This is a genomic window from Ramlibacter sp. Leaf400 (genome assembly GCF_001424545.1).
Classification (GTDB): Bacteria; Pseudomonadota; Gammaproteobacteria; order Burkholderiales; family Burkholderiaceae_C; genus Ramlibacter.
On record NZ_LMQL01000003.1, the window covers coordinates 213506 to 233665 of the forward strand.

Genomic DNA, 20160 nt, shown 5'->3' on the forward strand with positions numbered 1-20160 from the left:
CCCGACGTCGCGGGGATGACTAGATCTTCGGCAGTGCGTCCAGGAACACCCGCACCCGCTGCGGCACCAGCCGTGCCCCGGGATAGACCACCGAGATCGGGATGGCCGCCGGCCGCAGGCCGGGCAGCACCTCCACCAGGTCGCCCCGCGCGAGTTCCTCGCGCACGAAGTACTCGGGCAGCTGCGCCAGGCCTTGCCCGAGCAGGGCCGCCTGCACGATGCCTTCGCCGTCGTTCACGCGCACGCGCGAGGCGGGCCTCAGCTCCACGTCCTCGCCCTTGCGGCGCAGGCGCCAGGGCCGGTCCTTGCCGGTCGACGGCATGCGGAAGACCAGCGCATCGTGCGCCTCCAGCTGCTCCAGCCGGCGCGGCGTGCCACGCTCGGCCAGGTAGGACGGGCTGGCCACCAGCACCATGGCCTGCGCGCCGATGCGGCGCGACACCAGGGTCGAATCGGCCAGCTCGCCGACGCGGATCGCCACGTCGATGCCTTCCTTGACCAGGTCCACGTAGCCGTCCTGAAGCCGCACGTCGAGCGCCAGTTCCGGATGCTCGCGCGCGAGCCGCGCCAGCAGCGGCATCACCAGCCGCCGCCCCAGCACGATGGGCATGTCGATGCGCAGCGTGCCACTGGGCGAGGCCCGCACGCCGGAGGCTTCGGCCTGCAGTTCGTCCACTTCCACCAGCAGGCGCTGGCAGCGGTGGAACAGCCGCTCGCCGTCGGCGGTCAGGCTCACCTGGCGCGTGGTGCGGTGGAACAGCTTGACGCCCAGGCGCTCCTCGAGCCGGCCGACCGCCTTGGCCAGCGTCGAAGGCGCGCTGCCCGTCTCTCGCGCGGCGGCGGCGAAGCTGCCGTGCTTGGCGGTCTCGGCGAAGGCGGCGATCTGCTGCAGGCTGTTCATGGCGATTGAGGCTATTTCGTCCTCAATGTTACGGCACTGCCGCTGCTTGTTCGCCGCGCTGGACGGCCGGAAACTTCGCTCCGCGCCGCGCGCCCCCTCGTCCACCGATCACCAGGAGCCCCTCATGTACGTCCTCGACCAGCCCGCCCCCGCCGCCACCCCCATCCCCGGCATCCACCACGCCACCTGGGCCGGTGCCCAGGAGGGCCTGCGCTCGCTCAGCCTCTGGCGCCAGTCCATCGAGCCCGGCGGCGCGACGCCTCCGCACTCGCATGCCTGCGACGAGGTCGTGATGTGCACCGCCGGCCGCGGCGAGGTCCACATCGACGGCCAGGTCCACCGCTTCGGCCCCGACCAGACGGTGGTGCTGCCGGCCGGCGTGCCGCACCAGATCTTCAACACCGGCGACGTGGCGCTGGAGACCACGGCCGTGTTCGCCGCCACGCCGGTGCCGGTGGCCCTGCCCGACGGTTCCGCGCTCGAGCTGCCCTGGCGCAGCTGAAGGTTTCGCGCAGGCGAAAAAAAGCCGGGACGCAACGTCCCGGCCTCCCTGCGGGTGCCGATGCGGCGACGGCCTTGCAGCCCGCCGCCGCGGAATCGCTCAGATCCCCAGCAGCTTCTTGGCCTCGCCCAGCGCCGCCATCGACTCGCCGTGCCGGCCCGCCTTGTGGTGGGACTCGCCGTCGGCGCGCAGCTTGGCGACCTTCTCGGCGTTCTCCTTGGACAACTGCGGCTTGGTCTGCAGCTTGGCATCGATGGCCTTCATCTCGGCCGGGCAGTTGTGGGCCCAGGCCGCGCCCGCGAGGGCCAGGCCGGCGGCGACGACCAGAAGTTTGCGCATGGAGAGCTCCTTGGAGTTGGAAAGAGGCCACAAGCTACCGCAGCGCCACGCCCCGGGTCTGCCGAGAAAACCCTAGGGGCCTTTCTTCCTCCCTCTCCCCCTGCTCAACCCTCCCGAACCCCACAAACCAGCACCCCCGGATCGTTCGGCGGCACCGACAGGCTGTTCTTCGCCTGCGCCACGTCCATGTCGCGCGGCAGCGGCACGCCGTTCTTCACGGCCAGGATCTCCGCCATGACGCTCACCGCGATCTCCGGCGGCGTCTTGCTGCCGATGTAGATGCCGATCGGCCCGCGCAGCCGCGCCAGCGATTCCTCGGTCTGCTCGAAATGCTCGACCATGCGCTGGCGCCGCGCCTCGTTGTTGCGCCGGCTGCCGATGGCGCCCACGTAGAATGCCTCGGTCTGCAGCGCCTCCAGCAGGGCCAGGTCGTCGAGCTTGGGGTCGTGCGTGAGCGCCACGACGCAGCTGCGGCGGTCGGGCCGGAAGGCCAGCACCACGTCGTCGGGCATGTCGTGGACCAGCTTGGCGCCCGGCACGTCGAAAGCGCCCCGGTACTCCTCGCGCGGGTCGCACACGGTGACCGCGAAGCCGCTGAACAGGGCCATGGTCGCCAGGTACTCGGTGAGCTGGCCGGCGCCGATCAGCAGCATGCGGTACTCGGGGCCGAATGTGTTGGCCATGCGCTGGCCGTCCACCACCAGGTCCGAAGGCGTGTCGGCCGGCTCCAGCGTGGCCAGCCCGTCCGACAGCCGCACGCTGCGCCGCATCAGCCGGCCCTGCTCCAGCGCCGCGACCAATTCGGACAGCCCGGCCGGGTCGGGGTCGTACTCCAGCAGCAGCTCCAGCGTGCCGCCGCAGGGCAGGCCGAAGCGATGCGCCTCGTCGGCGGTGACGCCGTACTTCACGAACGAAGGCGGCCCCGAGGGGATCGCCTTCTCCTCGCCACGGCCGGCGTAGGCTTGGGTGAAGCGGAAGATCAGGTCGTCCTCGATGCAGCCCCCCGAGACCGAGCCCACCACCGGGCCGTCCTGGGCCAGCGCCATGATCGAGCCCACCGGCCGGGGCGACGAGCCCCAGGTGCGCACCACGGTCGCCAGCAGCGCGCGCTTGCCCGCAGCGCGCCAGTCGCGCAGCGTGCGCAGCACCATCACGTCGAGGTTTTCCATTTGTGCGTTCAGAAGGTGTAGGCCGCGTTCACGCCGGCCAGCCAGTGGCGCCCGGGCGCCGGCTCGAAGAAGCGGCCGTTGCCCTCGTTGACGATCACCGAGCCGGCGTAGCGGCGGTCCGTGACATTGTCCACTCGCACGAATTCCCGCACGGTCCAGCGGCCCAGCACCTGACGCAGCGAGGCCCGCAGCGCGACCGTGGTGGACGCGGCCGCGAAGTCGGTGTTGGTGTCGTTGACCGCGATGCGCCCGGTGTGCCGCACCTCCACCGCGGTCTGCAGGCCCCAGGGCTTGTGCTCCCAGGCCAGCTCGCCGAACAGCATCCGGCCGGGGATGCCCGGGATGCGGTTGCCGTCGGCCACCAGCACCGTGGGCGCCGTGCAGGGCGGCGCGCCGCAGGTAGTGAACTCGCTGTCGTAGCGCGCCTGCAGCCAGGTCGCGGCCAGCGCCGCCGACCCGCCCTGGCCGAAGCGGCCGGCCAGCGCGGCCTCGAAGCCGCGACGCTCGGTGCGGCCGGCGTTCTGGAAGGTGCTGCGCCCGCCGCTGTTGGTGAGCACCACGAGTTCGTCGGAGGTGCGGGCCTGGAACAGCGCGGCATTGAGCTGCCAGTCCTTGGCCAGCGCGGCCTTGGCGCCCAGCTCCCACTGCCGGCTGTACGCGCTGCGCAGGCCGAAGTTCAGGCCCGGGCCGCCGGGGCGGTAGGAGAGTTCGTTGAAGGTCGGCGTCTCGAAGCCGCGGCCGGCCGAGGCGTACAGGTTGAGCGTCTCGCTGGCGTGCCACACCACGCCCAGCACCGGCGTGGTGGCGGAGTAGCGGGCCGAGCCGCTGTCGTCGCCGTTGGCGCCCACGATGAAGCGGTCGTCGGAGGCGAAGCGCACCGTCGAATGCCGCAGGCCCGCGGTGAGCGACCAGCGCTCGGACGACCACACGCCCTGCACGTACTGGTCGAAGCTGCGCAGCCGGTTCTCCTCGTCGCGGCGCAGCGCGCCCTGCACGCCCAACACCTGGGCGGCGCCGGTGCCGGTGAAGTTCTGGAATCCGCGCCGGTCCTCCGTCATGCGGTCGGCCGACACGCCGAAGGTGATGGCCAGCGGCGACTCGAAAGCGCGGGTGCGCACCGTCCACTGCGCGTCCGCGCCGTGGTAGCGGCGGTCCAGGTCGATGACGCCGCCCGGCTGCGTGATCGGCGCCTGCGTCGCGACGGGGATGGACTGGAACTGCACCGTCTCGCGGCTGCCGGTCCAGCCGGTGAGCTTGAAGGAATGCACGGCATCGAGCCGGTGCTCGAGGATGAGGCCGGCCTGCTGCTGCTCGACCGACTTGCGCGTGTTGAAGTCCAGGGCCCCGCTGCCGGCCCGGCGCGGGTCGGCGTCGAACTCGGTCCGCGTCAGGCCCAGCGGGTCCTGCGTGTCCGGCATGTCGACGCTGTTGAGGACGAGGCCGAGGCGCGTATCGTCGCTCGCGTTGAAGCGGACCTTGCCGTTCAGCCCGGTGCGCCGCGCCGCGCTGTGGTCGCGCAAGCCGTCGGTGTCGAAGCGGGTGGCGCTCAGGTTGTACTGGAACCTGCCCTCCTGCCCGGACAGCCGCGCGTTGTGGCGCCGCGTGCCGAAGCCGCCGAAGGCGGTGCCGGCCTCGGCCACGGTGTCGGGGCCGCCGTCGGCGGTGAAGAGGCTGATCACGCCGCCCGAGGAGTTGCCGTACAGCGCGGAGAAGGGCCCGCGCAGCACCTCGATGCGGTCGGCCGACTGCAGGTCGAAGTGCGAGACCTGGCTCTGCCCGTCCGGCGCGGTGGCGGGGATGCCGTCCGTGTACAGGCGCAGGCCGCGCACGCCGAAGGTGGCGCGGGCGCCGTAGCCGCGCGAGGAGATCTGCACGTCCTGCGCGTAGTTCTGCCGGTTGAGCGCCGTGATGCCGGGCACCCGCGCGAGCGACTCCGACAGGTTGATGCCCAGCTGTCCGTTGCGCAGGGTCTCGCCGTCGATCACGTCCACCGAGGCCGGCGTGTCGAAGGCCGAGGTCGACAGGCCCGGCATGGGCGTGACCACCAGCGGCCGCAAGGTGCCCTCGACGCGATCCTGCGCCCCCGCGTGGAGAGCGAGGAGAGCGGCTGCAGCGGCGACGGCGGTCCGGGCCATGGATTTCAGCGCGAGAGCCAGAAGATGGCGCCGGCCACCACCGCCACGCCCACCGCCCAGACCCAGGCCGGCACGCCGGCTCCGGAGGCCAAGGGCGGTGCGGTGGCCGTGGCCGGCGCCGCCACCGCTTCGGCGGCCGGCGCGGGGTAGCGGCGCTGCAGCTCCTGTTCGAAGCGCTTGAAGAAGTCCTCGGCCATCGAGCGGGCCACGCCATCGATCAGCCGCTGGCCGACCTGCGCGATCTTGCCGCCGACCTGCGCGTTCGCGGTGTAGGTGAGTTCGCAGCCGGGATCGCGCGGCTCCAGCCGCACCTGGGCCTGGCCCTTGCCGAAGCCGGCCGCGCCGCCCTGCCCTTCGAACCTGAGCGTGTAGCTGGTGGGCGGCTGCACGTCCTGCAGCTGGATCTTGCCGGCGAACTTGGCCGCCACCGGGCCGACCTTCACCGACATGCCGATCGCGTATTGGTCGGGGCCGGTGGCCTCGATGCGGTCGCAGCCCGGGATGCAGGCCTTGAGCACCTCGGGGTCGTTCAGCGCTTCCCAGGCCTTGGGCCTGTCCACCGCCAGCGTGCGGCTGCCTTGCATGTCCATGGTGCTCTCTCTCCGTTTCTCTTCGTTCAGCGGTCCATCACGGCCGCGATGCTCGCCGCCAGCTGTTCCAGGGTGTCGATGTTGTGCACGGCCAGCATGCCGTGCGCGTGGCGGTGCAGCTGCGCCGCGCCGCGCGCCAGCGGCTCGTAGCCGGAAAAGCGCAGCAGCGGGTTGAGCCACAGCAGGCGCCGGCAGTGCAGCCGCAGCCATTCGAGCTCGCGGGCCAGCGCGTCGGGCTCGCCGGTGTCCAGGCCGTCGGTGATCAGCAGCACCAGCGTGCGGCGGCCGACCAGCCGGCGCGAATGGCGCGCGCGCAGCATGGCCAGCGATTCGCCCAGGCGGGTGCCGCCGGCGAAGTCGTCGATCGCGGCGCTGGCCACCGCCAGCATGGCGTCGGTGTCGGACTGGCGGAAGGCCGCGCTCAGGTCGGTGAGGTGGGTGCCGAAGGCGAACACGTCGCAGTGGCCGATGCGCCCGCCCTCCGCATGGCGGGTGGCGGCGTGCAGGAAGGCCAGCAGCAGGCGCGCGTAGCGCTCCATCGAGCCGGACACGTCCAGCAGCACCAGCAGCGGCAGCGGCTGGCGGCGGCGTTCGCGGCGCGGCAGGCGCAGCACTTCGCCGCCGGTGCGCGCGGCCTCGTGCATGGCCCCCGGCCAGTGCGGTCGGCTGCCGTTCAGGCCCGGCCGCGTGCGGCGCGCCGGCACCGTGGGCACCGGCAGCGCGACGTCGCGCGCGATGCGCTCCACCAGGCGGTATTCGTCGGCGCCCAGGCCGTTGAAGTCGGCATGGCGCAGGCGCTGCAGCTCGCTGGCGGTCATCGCGGCGTCGAAGCGCATTTCCTGGTCGGGCTTCGAGGGCTGGCCCTGGCCGGGCTTGCGGGGGGCCAGCGCCTCCTGCACGCGCGGGCGGCGCTTGACGGGTTCGGCCTTGCCTTCGCCCTGCGGCAGCATCTGGGCCAGCAGCTTGTTCGCCATGCCGGGGTCGCGGAAGAAGGCGTCGAACAGCTCGCGGAACACCATGCGGTCCTGCTCGCGGCCCACCATCACCGCCTCCAGCGCCGCGCCCAGGTCCTCGCGCCGCTCCAGGCCGACCAGCAGCGCGGCATCGGTCGCCAGCGCGATGCGCGCGCTGTCCACCCGCACCCCGGCGCGCCGCAGCGCCCGGCCGAAGCCGGCGATGTTGTCGGCCAGCTTGCCGGTGCGCGCGTCGCCTAACTGCATCGTTCCCTCGTCATCGACCGGCCGTCATGTCCAGGGAGCAAGGACAGAACACAGAGGCACAGAGGCACGGAGGAAGAGGAGGAAATTCCATTTTTGAAGAATTCCTCTGTGCCTCTGTGCCTCTGTGCCTCCGTGTTCTGTTGAACTCATGCCGCCTCCGGCTTCAGCAGGTCGGCCGCCAGGTCGCGCGTGAGCGCCGCCACGTCCTCGCGCTGCTTGAACAGGATGCCGGCGGTGTCGGTCACCACTTCGGGGTCGAGCGCCAGCGTGTCCAGCGCGACCAGCGCCTTGGCCCATTCCACGCTCTCGGCGATGCCGGGCGAGCGCTGGAAGGCGGACGCGAAGGGCTGGCTGCGCAGTCGCCCGACGAAGGCCGAGACCTGGGCGGCCAGCGCCTCGCCGGCCTGCGGCACGCGGGCGCGCACGATCGCAAGCTCGCGCTCGCGGTCCGGGTAGTCCAGCCAGTGGTACAGGCAGCGGCGCTTGAGCGCGTCGTGCAGCTCGCGCGTGCGGTTGCTGGTGAGGATGGTCACCGGCGCGACCGCGGCGCGCACCGTGCCCAATTCGGGGATGCTGACCTGGTACTCGCCCAGGTACTCCAGCAGGAAGGCCTCGAAAGGCTCGTCGGCACGGTCCAGTTCATCGACCAGCAGCACGGCGCCGGGCGCCGGCGCCTGCAAGGCCTGCAGCAGCGGGCGGCGGATCAGGTACTTGGCCTGGTAGACCTCGCGCTCGGCCTCGGACGGCGTGCCGTGGCCCTCGGCCGCGCGCAGGTGCAGCAGCTGCGCCGCGTAGTTCCATTCGTAGAGCGCCTCGCGCTGCTCCAGGCCGTCGTAGCACTGCAGCCGCAGCAGCTCGCGCTCCAGCGCGGCGGCCAGCGCCTTGGCCAGCTCGGTCTTGCCCACGCCGGGCTCGCCTTCCAGCAGCAGCGGCCGCTGCAGCTTGAGCGCCAGGTAGGCGGCGGTGGCCAGGCGGCGGTCGGCGAAGTACCCGACCGCCTGCAGGGACTGGATGAGCGCGTCGATGGAAGAAGGCACGGCAGGTTCTCGGGCAGTGGGCCGCGCGGCCCGGCCCGGCGCCCTTTTTCCAGCGGACGCCGGCCGGACGCGCTGCGGCGTGGCGGAAGACCCGAGGTTAGCCGTTCGCCTTGGCCACCGCGCGCTGCGCCATCACGCTGATGAGCTGCGCGCGGTACTCGGCGGACGCATGCAGGTCGCTCGACAGGCCCTCGCTGCTGACCTTCAGGCCGGCCGCCGCGGGCGTGAAGCTGCGCGTCAGCGCCTCCTCCAGCCCCTTGTGGCGGAACACACCGCTGCCGCCGCCCGTGACCGCCACCCGCACGCCCGAGGCGGTCTGGGCCACGAACACGCCGATCAGCGCGAAGCGCGAGGCCGGCTGCTTGAACTTGATGTAGGCCGCCTTCTGCGGGATCGGGAAGGCGATCGCGGTGATCAGCTCGCTCTCTTCCAGCGCGGTGGTGAACAGGCCGGTGAAGAAATCGTCGGCCGCGATCTTGCGCTTGGTCGTCTGAACGGTCGCGCCCAGCCCGAGCACCGCGCTCGGATAGCAGGCCGCGGGGTCGTTGTTGGCCACCGAGCCGCCCAGCGTGCCCAGGGCGCGCACCTGCCGGTCGCCGATGCCCGCGGCCAGGTCGGCCAGCCCGGGGATGGCCTTGCGCACTTCGTCGCTGGAGGCCACCTCGGCGTGGCGCGCCATCGCGCCGATCACCACGTCGTTGCCTTGGCGGCGGATGCCGGTCAGCTCGGGCACGGCGCCCAGGTCGACCAGCTGCTCGGGATTGGCCAGGCGCAGCTTCATCGAGGCCAGCAAGGTCTGGCCGCCGGCCAGCGGCTTGCCGCCGGCGTCCGCCAGGCGCGTCGCTTCGGCCAGGGCGGTGGGACGTTCGAAGGTGAATGCGTACATGCTCGTCTCCTTGCGTCGGTTTCAGCGGGCCGCCTGCTGGATCGCCTGCCACACCCGCGGCGGGCTGGCCGGCATGTCCAGGTCCTTCACGCCCACGTCCTTGAGCGCGTCCAGCACCGCGTTGATCACGGCCGGCGGCGAGCCGATCGCGCCGGCCTCGCCGCAGCCCTTGGTGCCCAGCGGGTTGTGGGTGCAGGGCGTCGAATGCGTGGCCAGCTTGAACGAGGGCAGGTCGTCGGCGCGCGGCATGGCGTAGTCCATGAAGCTGCCGGTGAGCAGCTGCCCGCTCTCGCGGTCGTACACGCAGTTCTCCATCAGCGCCTGGCCGATGCCCTGCGCGATGCCGCCGTGCACCTGGCCCTCCACGATCATCGGGTTGATGATGGTGCCGAAGTCGTCCACCGCGGTGAAGCGGTCGATGCGCACCGTGCCGGTGGCGGGGTCGACCTCCACCTCGGCGATGTAGGTGCCCGCGGGGAAGGTGAAGTTGGTCGGGTCGTAGAACGCGGTCTCGTTCAGGCCCGGCTCCAGCTTGTCCAGCGGGTAGTTGTGCGGCACGTAGGCCGTGAGCGCCACCTGGCCGAACGGGATCTTCTTGTCCGTGCCCTTGACCGTGAACTCGCCGCCGGCGAACTCGATGTCGGCGTCGCTGGCCTCCATCAGGTGGGCCGCGATCTTCTTGGCCTTGGCCTCGATCTTGTCCAGCGCCTTCATGATGGCGGCGCCGCCCACGCTGATGGACCGCGAGCCGTAGGTGCCCATGCCGAACGGCACGCGGCCGGTGTCGCCGTGCACCACGTCCACGTTCTCCACCGGGATGCCCAGGCGCGCGGCCACCACCTGCGCGAAGGTGGTCTCGTGGCCCTGGCCGTGGCTGTGCGAGCCGGTGAACACCGTCACGCTGCCGGTCGGGTGCACGCGGATCTCGCCGCACTCGAACAGGCCGGCGCGCGCGCCCAGCGCGCCGGCGATGTTGGAAGGCGCGATGCCGCAGGCCTCGATGTAGCTGCTGTAGCCCAGGCCGCGCCGCAAGCCCTTGGCCTCGCTGACCTTCCTGCGGGCCTCGAAGCCTTCGACCTCGGCCAGCGCCTTGGCCTTGTCCATGCACGCGTGGTAGTCGCCCGTGTCGTACTGCAGCGCCACCGGCGTCTGGTACGGGAACTGGGTGATGAAGTTGCGCTTGCGGATCTCGTCCTGCGGCAGCCCCAGCTCCCAGGCGCAGCGCGTCACCAGCCGCTCCAGCAGGTAGGTGGCCTCGGGGCGGCCGGCCCCGCGGTAGGCGTCGACCGGCGCGGTGTTGGTGAACCAGGCGTCCACCTCCACGTGGATCAGCGGCGTGGTGTACTGCCCCGCCAGCAGCGTGGCGTACAGGATGGTGGGCACGCAGGTGGAGAAGGTCGACAGGTAGGCGCCCAGGTTGGCGTCGGTGTGCACCCGCAGCGCCAGGAACTTGCCGTCCTTGTCCATCGCCATCTCGGCCTGCGAGACATGGTCGCGGCCGTGCGCATCGCACAGGAAGGCCTCGCTGCGCTCGCAGGTCCACTTGATGGCGCAGTTGAGCTGCTTGGCCGCCCAGGTGAGCGCCACGTCCTCGGCGTACAGGAAGATCTTGGAGCCGAAGCCGCCGCCCACGTCGGGGGCGATCACGCGCACCTTGTGCTCGGGCAGGCCCAGCACGAAGGCCGTCATCAACAGCCGCTCCACGTGCGGGTTCTGGTTGGACACGTACAGCGTGTACTCGTCGCTGGCGCGGTTGAACGAGCCGATGGCCGCGCGCGGCTCCATCGCGTTGGGCACCAGCCGGTTGTTGACCACGTCGACGCGAGTGACGTGCGCGGCATTGGCGAAGGCGGCGTCGACCTGGGCCTTGTCGCCGATCGCCCACTTGTAGCAGTGGTTGCCGGGCGCCGCTTCGTGCAGGGCCTGGCCCTTGGCCGCATCGCGCACGTCGGCCACGGCGGACAGCACGTCGTACTCGACGTCCACGGCCTCGGCCGCGTTCCGGGCCTGCTCCAGCGTGTCGGCCACGACCATGGCGACGTGGTCGCCGACGTAGCGAACCTTGCCTTGCGCCAGGATGGGGTGCGGCGGCTCCTTCATCGGCGTGCCGTCGGTGCTGGTGATCAGCCAGCCGCAGGGCAGCCCGCCCATCTTGCCTTCCACGTCCTTGCCGGTGAACACCTTGGCCACGCCGGGCATGGCCTCGGCGCGCGACACGTCGACGGAGGTGATGGCCGCGTGCGCGTGCGGAGAGCGGACGAACACCGCGTAGCGCATGTTCGCCAGCTGGATGTCGTCGGTGTACTGGCCGCTGCCGGTGAGGAAGCGGTAGTCCTCCTTGCGCTTCAAGGCCTCGCCGATGTGCGGCAGCTTGGAGAAATCGGATGCGCCCATGGTCGTGTCTCCTGGAAGGGCTCAGGCCGCGGCGGCCGTGGCGGCGGCGCCCTGCTGGACCGCCTTGACGATGTTCTGGTAGCCCGTGCAGCGGCAGATGTTGCCCTCGAGGTGCTCGCGGATCTCGGCCTCGGAGGCGTTGGGGTGGCGCTTGCACAGGTCGATGGCGCTCATCACCATGCCCGGCGTGCAGAAGCCGCACTGCAGGCCATGGCAGTCCTTGAACGCGGCCTGCATCGGGTGCATGGCGCCGTCGGCGGCGGCGATGCCTTCGATGGTGGTGATCTCGGCGCCCGGATGCTGGACGGCCAGCGTGTTGCACGACTTCACGGCGCGGCCATTCAGCAGGATCGTGCAGGCGCCGCACTGGGCGGTGTCGCAGCCGACGTGGGTGCCGGTCAGGCGCAGGTGCTCGCGAATGGCGGTGACCAGCAGCGTGTTGGGCGCCACGTCGATGGTGGCGGGCTTCCCGTTGACCTTCAGTTGGACCTGCATCTCGTGTCTCCAGTGTTTCGAGCAAGGGGCGCGACGATTGTTGGAGCCGCTCCCACCCCCCTACCTAGGCGAAACCCTAGGACCCGGTCGATGCCATCGGAAATTCTCAAAATGGAACATCGGGGACCGCGATCATCGAAACGCGGGGCCCAACTCAACGGAGACACGTGATGCCGGCGACGGACCAGATTCGGCTGCAGGAGATCGAGCGCGCGCGGCGGGCCGTGATGGGCGAAGGGCGCGGCGCCACCGATGGGCTGGTCGAGCGCTGGTTCGATCGCGGCTGGATCGAGCGCTCCTGGCGCCGCTGCCTGGCCCAGGGCCTGCGCCCCGACCACCGCGTCGCCTTCGACGTGCTGCCCGCGCAGGCGCTGCGCCGCACCGAGGAAGCCAGCCACACCCTGTTGCAGGCCGCGCGTCCGGTGATGTCGCGCCTGGCGCGCGCGATCGCCGGCAGCCGCTACTTCGCCGTGCTCACCGATGCGCAGGGCACGGTGGTGGGCGTGGACGGCGTGATCGACCGCAGCGATCGCCGCGCCCAGCTCATCACGCGCATCGGCGTCGACCTGTCCGAGCGCGCGGTGGGCACCACCGCCATCAGCGCGGCCCTGACCGAGCTGCGGCCGGTGTGGCTGCACCGGGGCGAGCACTTCTTCGAGGACACCAGCTGCTACAGCTGCGCGGGCGCGCCGCTGATCGGGCCAGACGGCCAGGCCGTGGGCATGCTGGACCTCACCGGCATCGACGCGGCCGAGCGCCCGGAACTCAAGCACCTGGTGGTGCAGTCGGCGCGCAGCATCGAGAACGCGCTGGCGATGGCGCGGCCGCATGCGCTGCTGCTGCGGCTGAACTGGCCCGGCCGCGCCTTCGGCGACGAGGACGGCCTGCTCTGCCTGGACCGCGACGGCGCGGTGGTCGGCCTGAACCCGGCCGCGCGGCAGATGCTCGGGCTCATCGGTGCGGGCGGCGCGATGCACTGCAGCGAAGTGTTCGCCACCGCGTGGGAAGGTTTCTTCGACCTGGCGCGCAGGGAGGGCGAGGCGCGGGAGGTGCCGCTGTGGTCCGGGCTCACCCTGCAGGTGCTGCCCACCCTGCCCGGCCACGCGCAGGCCGCGCGCCCGGCCGCAGCCGATTCGCGGATGCCGCTCAAGGACCTGGAAACGGAACTCATCCGCCGCGCCGTTCAGGATGCGCGCGGGAATGTGATGGCGGCGGCGAAGGCGCTGGGGATCAGCCGGGCGACGGTTTATCGCAAGCTGGGACAGCGGGGGCGGTAGCGCCCCTCGTCACCCCCGCCCCTTTCCCGTCATTCCCGCGACGGCGGGAATCCAGCGCTCCCGCCTTCACTTCCGGAAGGGAAGCACTGGATCCCCGCCTCCGCGGGGATGACGGACACCGCCCCGTAAACTGCACGCACACCCAGGATGAACCGCGCCCCACGCTCCGCCCTCCTCTTCGCCGTGCTCCTCGCTCACGGCGTCGCGCACGCCGCCCAAGTCAGCGTGGCCGTCGCGTCCAACTTCACCGCGCCGATGCGCAAGATCGCCGCCGCGTTCGAGCAGGCCAGCGGCCACAAGGCCACACTGGCCTTCGGCTCCACCGGCCGCTTCTACGCGCAGGTGAAGAACGGCGCGCCCTTCCAGGTGCTGCTGGCGGCGGACGACGAGACGCCCGCGAAGCTGGAGAAGGAAGGCCTGGCCGTTCCCGGCTCGCGCTTCACCTACGCCACCGGCCGCCTCGTGCTCTGGAGCGCCAGCCCCGGCGTGGTCGACGAACGTGGCGACGTGCTCCGGCAGCCCGGCACGGGCAAGGTCGCCATCGCAGACCCCAGGCTCGCACCCTACGGCGCCGCCGCGGTCGAGGTGATGCGCCGCCTGGGCGTGGAGCAGGCCCTGCAGCCGCGGCTGGTGCGGGGCGAGAACATCTCGCAGGCCTACCAGTACGTCGTCACCGGCAACGCACAGATGGGCTTCGTGGCGCTTTCGCAGGTGATGGTGGACGGCCGCATCGACAAGGGCTCGGCCTGGCCGGTTGCCGCATCGCTGCACACGCCGATCCGGCAGGACGCGGTGGTGCTCGCCGCCGGCCGGGACAGCCCGGCGGCCACCGCGCTGATGGCTTTCCTGCGCAGCGACGCCGCGCGTGCCATCGTGCGCGCGCACGGCTACGAGCTGTAGCCATGCCGTTCACGCGCGAGGACCTGGGCGCGATCTGGCTCACGCTGAAGCTGGCCGGGGCCACCACCGTCCTGCTGCTCGTCATCGCCACGCCGATGGCCTGGTGGCTGGCCCATGCGCGCACCCGCCTCGCCGCGCTGGTGGCCGCGGTCGTCGCCCTGCCACTGGTGCTGCCGCCGACCGTGCTGGGCTTCTACCTGCTGGTGGTGTTCGGGCCGCAGGGCTGGGGCGGGCAGCTGACGCAATCGCTCGGACTGGGACTGCTGCCCTTCACCTTCGGCGGGCTGCTGGTCGCGTCCATCCTCTATTCGCTGCCCTTCGCGGTGCAGCCGCTGCAGCATGCCTTCGAGGTGGTGGGCCGGCGGCCGATGGAAGTGGCGGCCACGCTGCGCGCGCGGCCGCTGGATGCCTTCTTCACCGTGGCCGTGCCGCTCGCGCGGCCGGGGTTCGTCACGGCCGCGATCCTGAGCTTCGCGCACACGGTGGGCGAGTTCGGCGTGGTGCTGATGATCGGCGGCAACATCCCCGAGAAGACGCGCGTGGTGTCGACGCAGATCTACGGCCACGTGGAGGCGCTGGACTACGCGCAGGCGCACTGGCTCTCGGGCGCGATGCTGGCGTTCTCCTTCCTGGTGCTGGCCGGCCTGGCGCTCTTCACGCGGCGCAGTGCGAGGGTGCTGCCGTGAGCGCCCCGGCCCCCGATCGCCTGCGCCTGCGGCTGCAGCGGCCCGCGTTCGTGGTCGATGTCGACCTGGCGCTGCCGCGCGGCATCACGGTGCTTTTCGGCCCGTCCGGTTCCGGCAAGACGACGGTGCTGCGCTGCGTCGCCGGGCTGGAGCGGGCGGCCGGCGAAGTGCACGTGGCCGGCCGCACCTGGCAGGACGACTCGCGCGGCGAGTTCCTGCCGCCCTGGCGGCGGCCGCTCGGCTACGTGTTCCAGGAGGCCAGCCTGTTCTCGCACCTCACGGTGGCGGGCAACCTGCAGTACGCGCAGCGGCGCGGGGGCGGCCCCGGCGGTGCCGAGGCGCTCGACCGCGCCGTCGCGCTGCTGGGCATCGCACCGCTGCTGCACCGGGCGACCGGCGACCTGTCCGGCGGCGAGCGCCAGCGCGTGGCGATCGCCCGCGCGCTGGCCACGCAGCCCGAGCTGCTCTTGCTGGACGAGCCCCTGGCATCGCTGGATGCCGCGCGCCGACGGGAGGTGCTGCCCTGGCTCGAAGACCTGCGCGACCGGCTGGGCATTCCCATGCTGTACGTCACGCACTCGGCCGACGAGATGGCGCGGCTGGCGGACACGGTGGTGCTGATGGACGAGGGGCGGGTGCTGGCCAGCGGACCGCCCGCCGAGACGCTCACGCGGCTGGACCTGCCCCTCGCGCGCGACGAGGATGCCGGTGCGCTGCTGCCCGGCACGGTGGTCGAGCGAGACGAGCGCTGGCACCTGGTGCGGATGGATTTCGATGGCGGCTCGCTCTGGTTGCGTGACGACGGCTTGCGGGTGGGCGAGCGGGTGCGCGTGCGCGTGCTGGCGCGCGACGTGAGCCTGGCGCTGCAGCCGACGCCCGCCGGGGCCGTCAGCATCCAGAACGTGCTGGCCTGCACCGTCGTCGGCCTGGCGGAGGGGCCGCATCCTTCGCAGTCGCTGGTGGCGCTGGAGTGCGGCGGGCATCGGCTGGTGGCGCGCATCACGGCGCGGGCGGTGGATGCGTTGGGGCTTGGGCCGGGGCGGAGGGTGTGGGCGCAGGTGAAGTCGGTGGGGTTGGTGCGGTAGCTTGGCGTTGATGCAGGTGGCGCATTGCTGTTCGTTGCCTGCGGCAGGGGGTCCCCGGCGGAGGGCTCCTGATAGACCCCCGTCATTCCCGCGAAGGCGGGAATCCAGGGCGTCCGCCTTCGGCGGACTTCAGGGAAGCACTGGATCCCCGCCTTCGCGGGGATGACGTGGCAAAGAAAAGCGGAGCGCAGTGGCGAGGCAGGCGGCGGGGCGCAGAGGTTTCCTGCTCGCACCCGCACCCTGCCCACGCGGCAGGCGGTGCCTGGCCCGGGCGATTTGTGGGACGAGCCGGGCTTTCCGCGGCCCGGCCGTTGCGAACCGTCAGGCGAGCTTGATATCAACCTCTGACTCGCGGCAGCTGTCTGAACGGAGCTGCGTAGCAGCGCAGTGAGTTCTGCCGCGCAGGCCGGGCCGCGGAATGCCCTGCGAGTTGCGNTCAACCTCTGACTCGCGGCAGCTGTCTGAACGGAGCTGCGTAGCAGCGCAGTGAGTTCTGCCGCGCAGGCCGGGCCGCGGAATGCCCTGCGAGTTGCGAGCGCGAAGCGCGAGCAACCGGCCCACCATGAGCCCGGGTCAGGCACCGCCTGCCGCGAGGGCACCATGCCAAAAAAAGCCTACCCCTCCATCAACAACCGCCCAAGCATCCCCATCCCCCGCTCCCAATCCCCCGCCATCCCCTGCAGCAGTTCATCCGCCGCCAGCGGCCGCCCCGAAGCCACCGCGCGCGCCCCCTTGAGGATCAGCGTCTTGTTCGCCGCCCCGATGTCCTCGAACCTCTCGGCCGGATCGGCCAGCTCCGGATACCCCTGCGACGCCAGCCAGCGCAGATGCGCAGCGAGCAGCTCGAACGCCGCCCCCGCCTGCCGCACCGACGCGAAAGCCCACTGGTGGTAGTGCTCCAACCCCTGCGCCCGCATCCCCGGCAGGTCCAGAGCCAGCCGCGCCGCGAAGCGCGAAAACGGGTTGCTCCTCGGCCGCCACACGAAATGCTGCCGCAGCAACTCGAACGCCACGTCCGCGAGCTCCGACGACGGACGCCGCACCAGCCTGTCGATGCGCACCACCTCGGCGAACAGCGGCATGAACGCCGGATCGGGCGCCGGATCCAGCCGGAACAGCTGCCGGAAGTCCTCGCCTTCGAGCTCGTAGTAGCCCGCGTTGTGGAAATACCCGAGCCGCTCGCGCGCCAGGTCCAGTTCGGCCATCAGGATGGTCGTCTTGGTGTGGCTGCGGCGGTAGTCGGTGCCCGCGGTGTCGGGCAGCCAGAACGCATCGGACTCGGTGCTGATCAGCTTGCCGGCGCCCAGGTGCTCCTTCGCATGCTCGATCAGCGGCCGCCACACGGTGAGCTCCTGCACGTCCACGCCGAACAGCGAGCGCAGCTCCGTCAGGGGCGGCTTGAAGAAGGTCCACTGGTCGCCTTCGAAGTCCACCGCCACCGTGAAGGCCAGCATGGCCAGCGGCTCCAGGCCCAGCGTGTGCAGGAAGCCGATCCACAGGTCGGCGTAGCAGTTCTTCTCGGGCCAGTCCGCGTTCTCGCCGTGCAGGGGATGGCGCTGGTAGCTCTCCGGCGCGAGCCCGGGCAGGACGGCGAGGGTGTTCACGCGGGCCTCCGTGCCTGAAAGCCTCAGGGCCACAGCTGCGAACGCACGCGGTCCGGCCAGTCGGCCGGATCGAACCCGTGCGCCTTGATGAGGGCCAGCGTCACCCGCTCCAGGCCGAAACCCAGGCAGGCCGTGTGGGCCACCGAGGCGTCGGCGTTGCGGATGCCGAACTTGGAGCTGAAGTGGTCCTGGTGCCAGTTGAACGAACAGATCGCCGTCGGCTTCTCGCGCGAGATCACCGGGCAGAGGATCTCGAACTTCAGTCGCTGCTCGACCTGGCCGGCGGCCATCATCCGGCCGGCACGGCCGAAGAAGGGATCGGACGCGACGTCGCTCTGCACCGGCAGGCCCAGGCCTTCGAGCAGCTTCAGCCCGCGCTCCAGCCAGGCGTCGCGCCACTTCACCACGTCCTCGGGCTTGCCGACGCGGATGAACTCGCGCATGCGGAAGTGCTGCAGCCGCGTGGGCTCGTCCGAAGGCTCGTGGCGGAACACCCAGTTCATCACCGTGACCAGCCGCCCGCCCTCGGGCAGCAGGCCGCTGAAGGTGGGATAGACCGGGTAGCAGGCCGCCGGCGTGAGCATCACGTCGGTGGGCGACAGCAGCTCTTCCCAGCGCTCGCCGGCGTGGGCCCGGGCCGACAGCTCGCGCGCCTCGCGGTCGCTGCCCATGAAGCTGTGGACCGAGCCCGCCAGCTGCGGGAAGTTGTCCATGTAGCCGACCTTCTCGATCAGCGAGCGCGCCAGGATGGGCGGGAACATCAGCTCCTGCGCCTTGTCGGGCGCCGCGATGCGCGACACCAGGTCGTTGAAGGAGCGAAGGATGTCCTCGAACACCGGCCCGCGGCCATAGGCGCCGCGGATGCCGGTGGGCACGATCAGGCCATGCTCGACCAGCCCTTCGGTGAAGCCGTCGATGTCGTAGGTGCGAACGTCCATTACGCGGCCTCCTTGTGCACCAGCAGCATCGAGGCGTTCTTCGCCGCGATGCGGTCGTTGGAGATCATGAGCGCACCGGACAGGGCGTCCCGCAGGTGGCGGCCGAGGGCGAAGGGGCTGTCGTTCTTGTAGCCCAGGATGCCGACGATGCGCAGCGCGCGTTGCACGATCTCCGGCGACTGGTCGGAGCAGGCGATCTTCAGGCTGTTCAGGCGCAGCGCCCAGGCCATGCTCAGGAGCTCCTCGCGGGCGTGCGCGCCATCGCCCAGGTCGTCGAAGTCGCGGGCCGCGGCCACCCAGTTCTGCTTGAGCGTCTGCAGCTGCACCGAGACTTCCGCCAGCCGGCCCGCGGTGGGCGGCATGGTGCCGGGGGTCTGGCGCGCCTGGCCGCGCACGAACTGCGCCGCCTTGGCCACCGCGCCCGCGGCGATGCCCCACCAGAGAGCGGCCCAGAGGATGTGCGAGTACGGCACCATGGTCTGGGCCGAACAGTCGGCGAAGGCGCCGGGCAGGATCTGCGCTTCGTCCCCGCTGGACACGAGCTTGAAGCCGGGGCTGCACGTGCCACGCATGCCCAGCGTGTCCCAGCTGGTGGTCTGCGACAGCGTGCAGTCCTCGCGCCGCACCAGCACCAGCACCTGGTCGCTTTTCGCGGCCGACTCGTCACGGCGAGCGGTGACCAGGATGGCGTCGGCATGCGCGCAGTACGAGCCGGTGGTCGCGTCCTTGTCGAGCCGGAACCGGCCGGCGCTGCGCGTGACCGCGCAGACGCTGGACCGCGTGTCACCGAAGGTGCCGACCTCCGATGTCATGGACGCCAGCAGGTACTGGCGCCTGACCAGGTCGCGCAGGTAGCCGTGGAAGTACTCGCTGTCCGTGCCGTGCCGCGCGATGCACGCCACCTGGATGTAGTGCATGGCCAGCACCATCGCGCTGGAAGCGCAGGACTGGGCGACGGTGGCGCAGATCTGGGCGAGCTGCTGCATCGTGCAGCCCGCGCCGCCGAACTGCGCCGGCACCGCGGCCGACAGCACGTGCCACTCGCGCAGGGCGGCGAGCGTCTCGATGGGAAAGCGGGCCTTGGCGTCGACGTCCGGCGCCTGCGCGGCGGCGACTTCCGCGCAGACCTTGCGCACGGCTTCGATGAGCTGGGGAAAGGCCTTGTCCGAGGGGGAATCCATTTATGCGAAGGTCCTCAATGCATGAGAAAGTCGGGTGGGACCATAGCACCGCGCTACCGTGGCGTGGTGTCGTCCCCGTCTGAAAATGCACAGCGAAAACCTCATCAATGCCCTCTCGAACGGACTAGCCCTGGCCGGCGCGAAAGTCGTCGGCCTGGGCATCGACATCGTCCACATCCCGCGCATCGAGGAGTCGATCCGCCGCGTCGGCGTGCGCTTCGAGCAGCGCATGTTCACGCCGGCCGAGGCCGCCTACGCGCGCGGCGTGCCCGGGCAACAGGCCGAGCGCCTGGCCGCGCGTTTCGCCGCCAAGGAAGCGGCGATCAAGGCGTTGTCGCTCAGCGAAGTGGGCGTCGACTGGCGCGACATCGAAGTGGTGCGCCACGACGACGGCGCCTGCAGCCTGGCGCTTCACGGCAAGGCCCTGGAAGCGGCGCGCGCGCGGGGCGTAGCCCGCGCACTAGTCTGTTTGAGCCATGACGGTGACTACGCCGCTGCTGTGGTTGCGGTCGTGTCCGACACTGCCGAGCAGGAGGGCTCATAAGAATCGACTGCATGACAACCTTGCAACATGCAGACACGTCGATCCGCCAGGTGCTGCGCGACCACGGAAGGCTGGCCACCGACCCCGGCAAGCTGGCCACCGACGCCGACCTGTACCAGTCCGGCATGACCTCGCATGCCAGCGTCAACGTGATGCTGGCGCTGGAAGGCGAGTTCGACATCGAGTTCCCAGACCACATGCTCAAGCGCAACGTGTTCCGCAGCATCGGCTCGATCGAGCGTGCGTTGCGTGAACTGATCGCCGCCTGACCGCCGCG

General features: G+C 71.2%; 20 protein-coding genes. 7 read left to right on the forward strand and 13 right to left on the reverse strand.

Translation table 11 applies throughout. The annotated features are described in order from the left end of the window. Positions 1–19 precede the first annotated feature (19 nt). Entirely contained in the window at positions 20–901 is an 882-nt protein-coding gene (locus ASG30_RS03885; protein WP_055892906.1) for a LysR family transcriptional regulator, read from the reverse strand. Positions 902–1025: 124 nt separating this feature from the next. Between ASG30_RS03885 and ASG30_RS03890 the strand changes: the two genes are divergently transcribed. After that, entirely contained in the window at positions 1026–1403 is a 378-nt protein-coding gene (locus ASG30_RS03890; protein ID WP_055892909.1) for a cupin domain-containing protein, read from the forward strand. A 99-nt stretch (positions 1404–1502) separates the two neighbouring features. Here ASG30_RS03890 and ASG30_RS03895 read toward each other — a convergent pair whose 3' ends face one another. From ASG30_RS03895 to ASG30_RS03935, 9 genes are all read right to left on the reverse strand, one after another. Next, positions 1503–1742 carry a hypothetical protein gene (locus ASG30_RS03895; RefSeq protein ID WP_055892911.1) on the reverse strand — a complete coding sequence of 80 codons (240 nt, stop codon included), beginning with the start codon at positions 1740–1742 and terminating at the stop codon, positions 1503–1505. Between the two features lie 104 nt (positions 1743–1846). Continuing rightward, positions 1847–2911: an XdhC family protein gene (locus ASG30_RS03900; RefSeq protein ID WP_055892914.1), complete on the reverse strand. Its 1065-nt coding sequence runs from the start codon at positions 2909–2911 to the stop codon at positions 1847–1849. Between the two features lie 8 nt (positions 2912–2919). Then, the gene (locus tag ASG30_RS03905) at positions 2920–5046 is read right to left on the reverse strand and encodes a TonB-dependent receptor family protein (RefSeq protein WP_055892916.1); all 2127 of its coding nucleotides are present in this window, start codon (positions 5044–5046) and stop codon (positions 2920–2922) included. A gap of 5 nt (positions 5047–5051) precedes the next feature. Continuing rightward, on the reverse strand, positions 5052–5636 hold the full coding sequence (locus ASG30_RS03910) for a CoxG family protein (RefSeq protein ID WP_055892919.1): 585 nt from the start codon (positions 5634–5636) through the stop codon (positions 5052–5054). Between the two features lie 26 nt (positions 5637–5662). Further along, positions 5663–6856 carry a vWA domain-containing protein gene (locus ASG30_RS03915; RefSeq protein WP_055892920.1) on the reverse strand — a complete coding sequence of 398 codons (1194 nt, stop codon included), beginning with the start codon at positions 6854–6856 and terminating at the stop codon, positions 5663–5665. Positions 6857–7002: 146 nt separating this feature from the next. After that, positions 7003–7893 carry an AAA family ATPase gene (locus ASG30_RS03920; protein WP_055892923.1) on the reverse strand — a complete coding sequence of 297 codons (891 nt, stop codon included), beginning with the start codon at positions 7891–7893 and terminating at the stop codon, positions 7003–7005. Between the two features lie 97 nt (positions 7894–7990). Then, a complete protein-coding gene (locus ASG30_RS03925) occupies positions 7991–8779 on the reverse strand; it encodes an FAD binding domain-containing protein (protein WP_055892928.1) in 789 nt (262 codons plus the stop codon). Between the two features lie 21 nt (positions 8780–8800). Then, positions 8801–11173, reverse strand: coding sequence for a xanthine dehydrogenase family protein molybdopterin-binding subunit (locus ASG30_RS03930; protein WP_055892930.1), 2373 nt, complete (start codon positions 11171–11173; stop codon positions 8801–8803). 21 nt (positions 11174–11194) lie between these two features. Continuing rightward, positions 11195–11668 (reverse strand): (2Fe-2S)-binding protein, encoded by a 474-nt coding sequence (locus ASG30_RS03935; protein WP_055892933.1) that lies wholly within the window; start codon positions 11666–11668, stop codon positions 11195–11197. Between the two features lie 170 nt (positions 11669–11838). On the opposite strand from ASG30_RS03935, the gene ASG30_RS03940 reads away from it, so the two are divergent. The 4 genes from ASG30_RS03940 (at position 11839) to modC (ending at position 15616) form a co-directional block, all read left to right on the forward strand. Then, positions 11839–12945 (forward strand): helix-turn-helix domain-containing protein, encoded by a 1107-nt coding sequence (locus ASG30_RS03940; protein ID WP_055892936.1) that lies wholly within the window; start codon positions 11839–11841, stop codon positions 12943–12945. 147 nt (positions 12946–13092) lie between these two features. Beyond that, positions 13093–13845 carry a molybdate ABC transporter substrate-binding protein gene (gene modA / locus ASG30_RS03945; protein WP_055892940.1) on the forward strand — a complete coding sequence of 251 codons (753 nt, stop codon included), beginning with the start codon at positions 13093–13095 and terminating at the stop codon, positions 13843–13845. A 2-nt stretch (positions 13846–13847) separates the two neighbouring features. Further along, positions 13848–14531: a molybdate ABC transporter permease subunit gene (gene modB / locus ASG30_RS03950; protein ID WP_055892942.1), complete on the forward strand. Its 684-nt coding sequence runs from the start codon at positions 13848–13850 to the stop codon at positions 14529–14531. Beyond that, positions 14528–15616: a molybdenum ABC transporter ATP-binding protein gene (modC, locus tag ASG30_RS03955; protein ID WP_200947230.1), complete on the forward strand. Its 1089-nt coding sequence runs from the start codon at positions 14528–14530 to the stop codon at positions 15614–15616. The genes modB and modC overlap by 4 nt, the downstream gene beginning before the upstream one ends. Before the next feature lie 614 nt (positions 15617–16230). Here modC and ASG30_RS03960 read toward each other — a convergent pair. From ASG30_RS03960 to ASG30_RS03970, 3 genes are read right to left on the reverse strand one after another with little or no spacing between them, the layout of a single operon-like run. Then, positions 16231–17220 (reverse strand): DUF1839 family protein, encoded by a 990-nt coding sequence (locus tag ASG30_RS03960; protein WP_055892944.1) that lies wholly within the window; start codon positions 17218–17220, stop codon positions 16231–16233. A gap of 23 nt (positions 17221–17243) precedes the next feature. Further along, positions 17244–18158 carry an amino acid--[acyl-carrier-protein] ligase gene (locus tag ASG30_RS03965; RefSeq protein WP_055892947.1) on the reverse strand — a complete coding sequence of 305 codons (915 nt, stop codon included), beginning with the start codon at positions 18156–18158 and terminating at the stop codon, positions 17244–17246. After that, positions 18158–19339, reverse strand: a complete 1182-nt coding sequence (locus ASG30_RS03970; protein WP_055892950.1) for an acyl-CoA dehydrogenase family protein — start codon at positions 19337–19339, stop codon at positions 18158–18160. The genes ASG30_RS03965 and ASG30_RS03970 overlap by 1 nt, the downstream gene beginning before the upstream one ends. A gap of 85 nt (positions 19340–19424) precedes the next feature. Between ASG30_RS03970 and acpS the strand changes: the two genes are divergently transcribed. Continuing rightward, positions 19425–19883: a holo-ACP synthase gene (acpS, locus tag ASG30_RS03975; RefSeq protein WP_055892954.1), complete on the forward strand. Its 459-nt coding sequence runs from the start codon at positions 19425–19427 to the stop codon at positions 19881–19883. Between the two features lie 11 nt (positions 19884–19894). Next, entirely contained in the window at positions 19895–20152 is a 258-nt protein-coding gene (locus tag ASG30_RS03980) for an acyl carrier protein (RefSeq protein WP_055892957.1), read from the forward strand. The last annotated feature ends 8 nt before the right edge of the window (positions 20153–20160 follow it).

Bases quoted from the DNA above. Each gene is read 5' to 3' on its own strand.
- ASG30_RS03900 (WP_055892914.1), bottom strand. From the start codon at position 2,911: ATGGAAAACCTCGACGTGATGGTGCTGCGCACGCTGCGCGACTGGCGC.
- ASG30_RS03980 (WP_055892957.1), top strand. From the start codon at position 19,895: ATGACAACCTTGCAACATGCAGACACGTCGATCCGCCAGGTGCTGCGC.
- ASG30_RS03970 (WP_055892950.1), bottom strand. From the start codon at position 19,339: ATGGATTCCCCCTCGGACAAGGCCTTTCCCCAGCTCATCGAAGCCGTG.
- acpS (WP_055892954.1), top strand. From the start codon at position 19,425: ATGCACAGCGAAAACCTCATCAATGCCCTCTCGAACGGACTAGCCCTG.
- ASG30_RS03935 (WP_055892933.1), bottom strand. From the start codon at position 11,668: ATGCAGGTCCAACTGAAGGTCAACGGGAAGCCCGCCACCATCGACGTG.
- ASG30_RS03930 (WP_055892930.1), bottom strand. From the start codon at position 11,173: ATGGGCGCATCCGATTTCTCCAAGCTGCCGCACATCGGCGAGGCCTTG.
- ASG30_RS03910 (WP_055892919.1), bottom strand. From the start codon at position 5,636: ATGGACATGCAAGGCAGCCGCACGCTGGCGGTGGACAGGCCCAAGGCC.
- modB (WP_055892942.1), top strand. From the start codon at position 13,848: ATGCCGTTCACGCGCGAGGACCTGGGCGCGATCTGGCTCACGCTGAAG.
- ASG30_RS03885 (WP_055892906.1), bottom strand. From the start codon at position 901: ATGAACAGCCTGCAGCAGATCGCCGCCTTCGCCGAGACCGCCAAGCAC.
- ASG30_RS03940 (WP_055892936.1), top strand. From the start codon at position 11,839: ATGCCGGCGACGGACCAGATTCGGCTGCAGGAGATCGAGCGCGCGCGG.
- ASG30_RS03890 (WP_055892909.1), top strand. From the start codon at position 1,026: ATGTACGTCCTCGACCAGCCCGCCCCCGCCGCCACCCCCATCCCCGGC.
- ASG30_RS03965 (WP_055892947.1), bottom strand. From the start codon at position 18,158: ATGGACGTTCGCACCTACGACATCGACGGCTTCACCGAAGGGCTGGTC.
- ASG30_RS03895 (WP_055892911.1), bottom strand. From the start codon at position 1,742: ATGCGCAAACTTCTGGTCGTCGCCGCCGGCCTGGCCCTCGCGGGCGCG.
- ASG30_RS03905 (WP_055892916.1), bottom strand. From the start codon at position 5,046: ATGGCCCGGACCGCCGTCGCCGCTGCAGCCGCTCTCCTCGCTCTCCAC.
- ASG30_RS03925 (WP_055892928.1), bottom strand. From the start codon at position 8,779: ATGTACGCATTCACCTTCGAACGTCCCACCGCCCTGGCCGAAGCGACG.
- modA (WP_055892940.1), top strand. From the start codon at position 13,093: ATGAACCGCGCCCCACGCTCCGCCCTCCTCTTCGCCGTGCTCCTCGCT.
- ASG30_RS03915 (WP_055892920.1), bottom strand. From the start codon at position 6,856: ATGCAGTTAGGCGACGCGCGCACCGGCAAGCTGGCCGACAACATCGCC.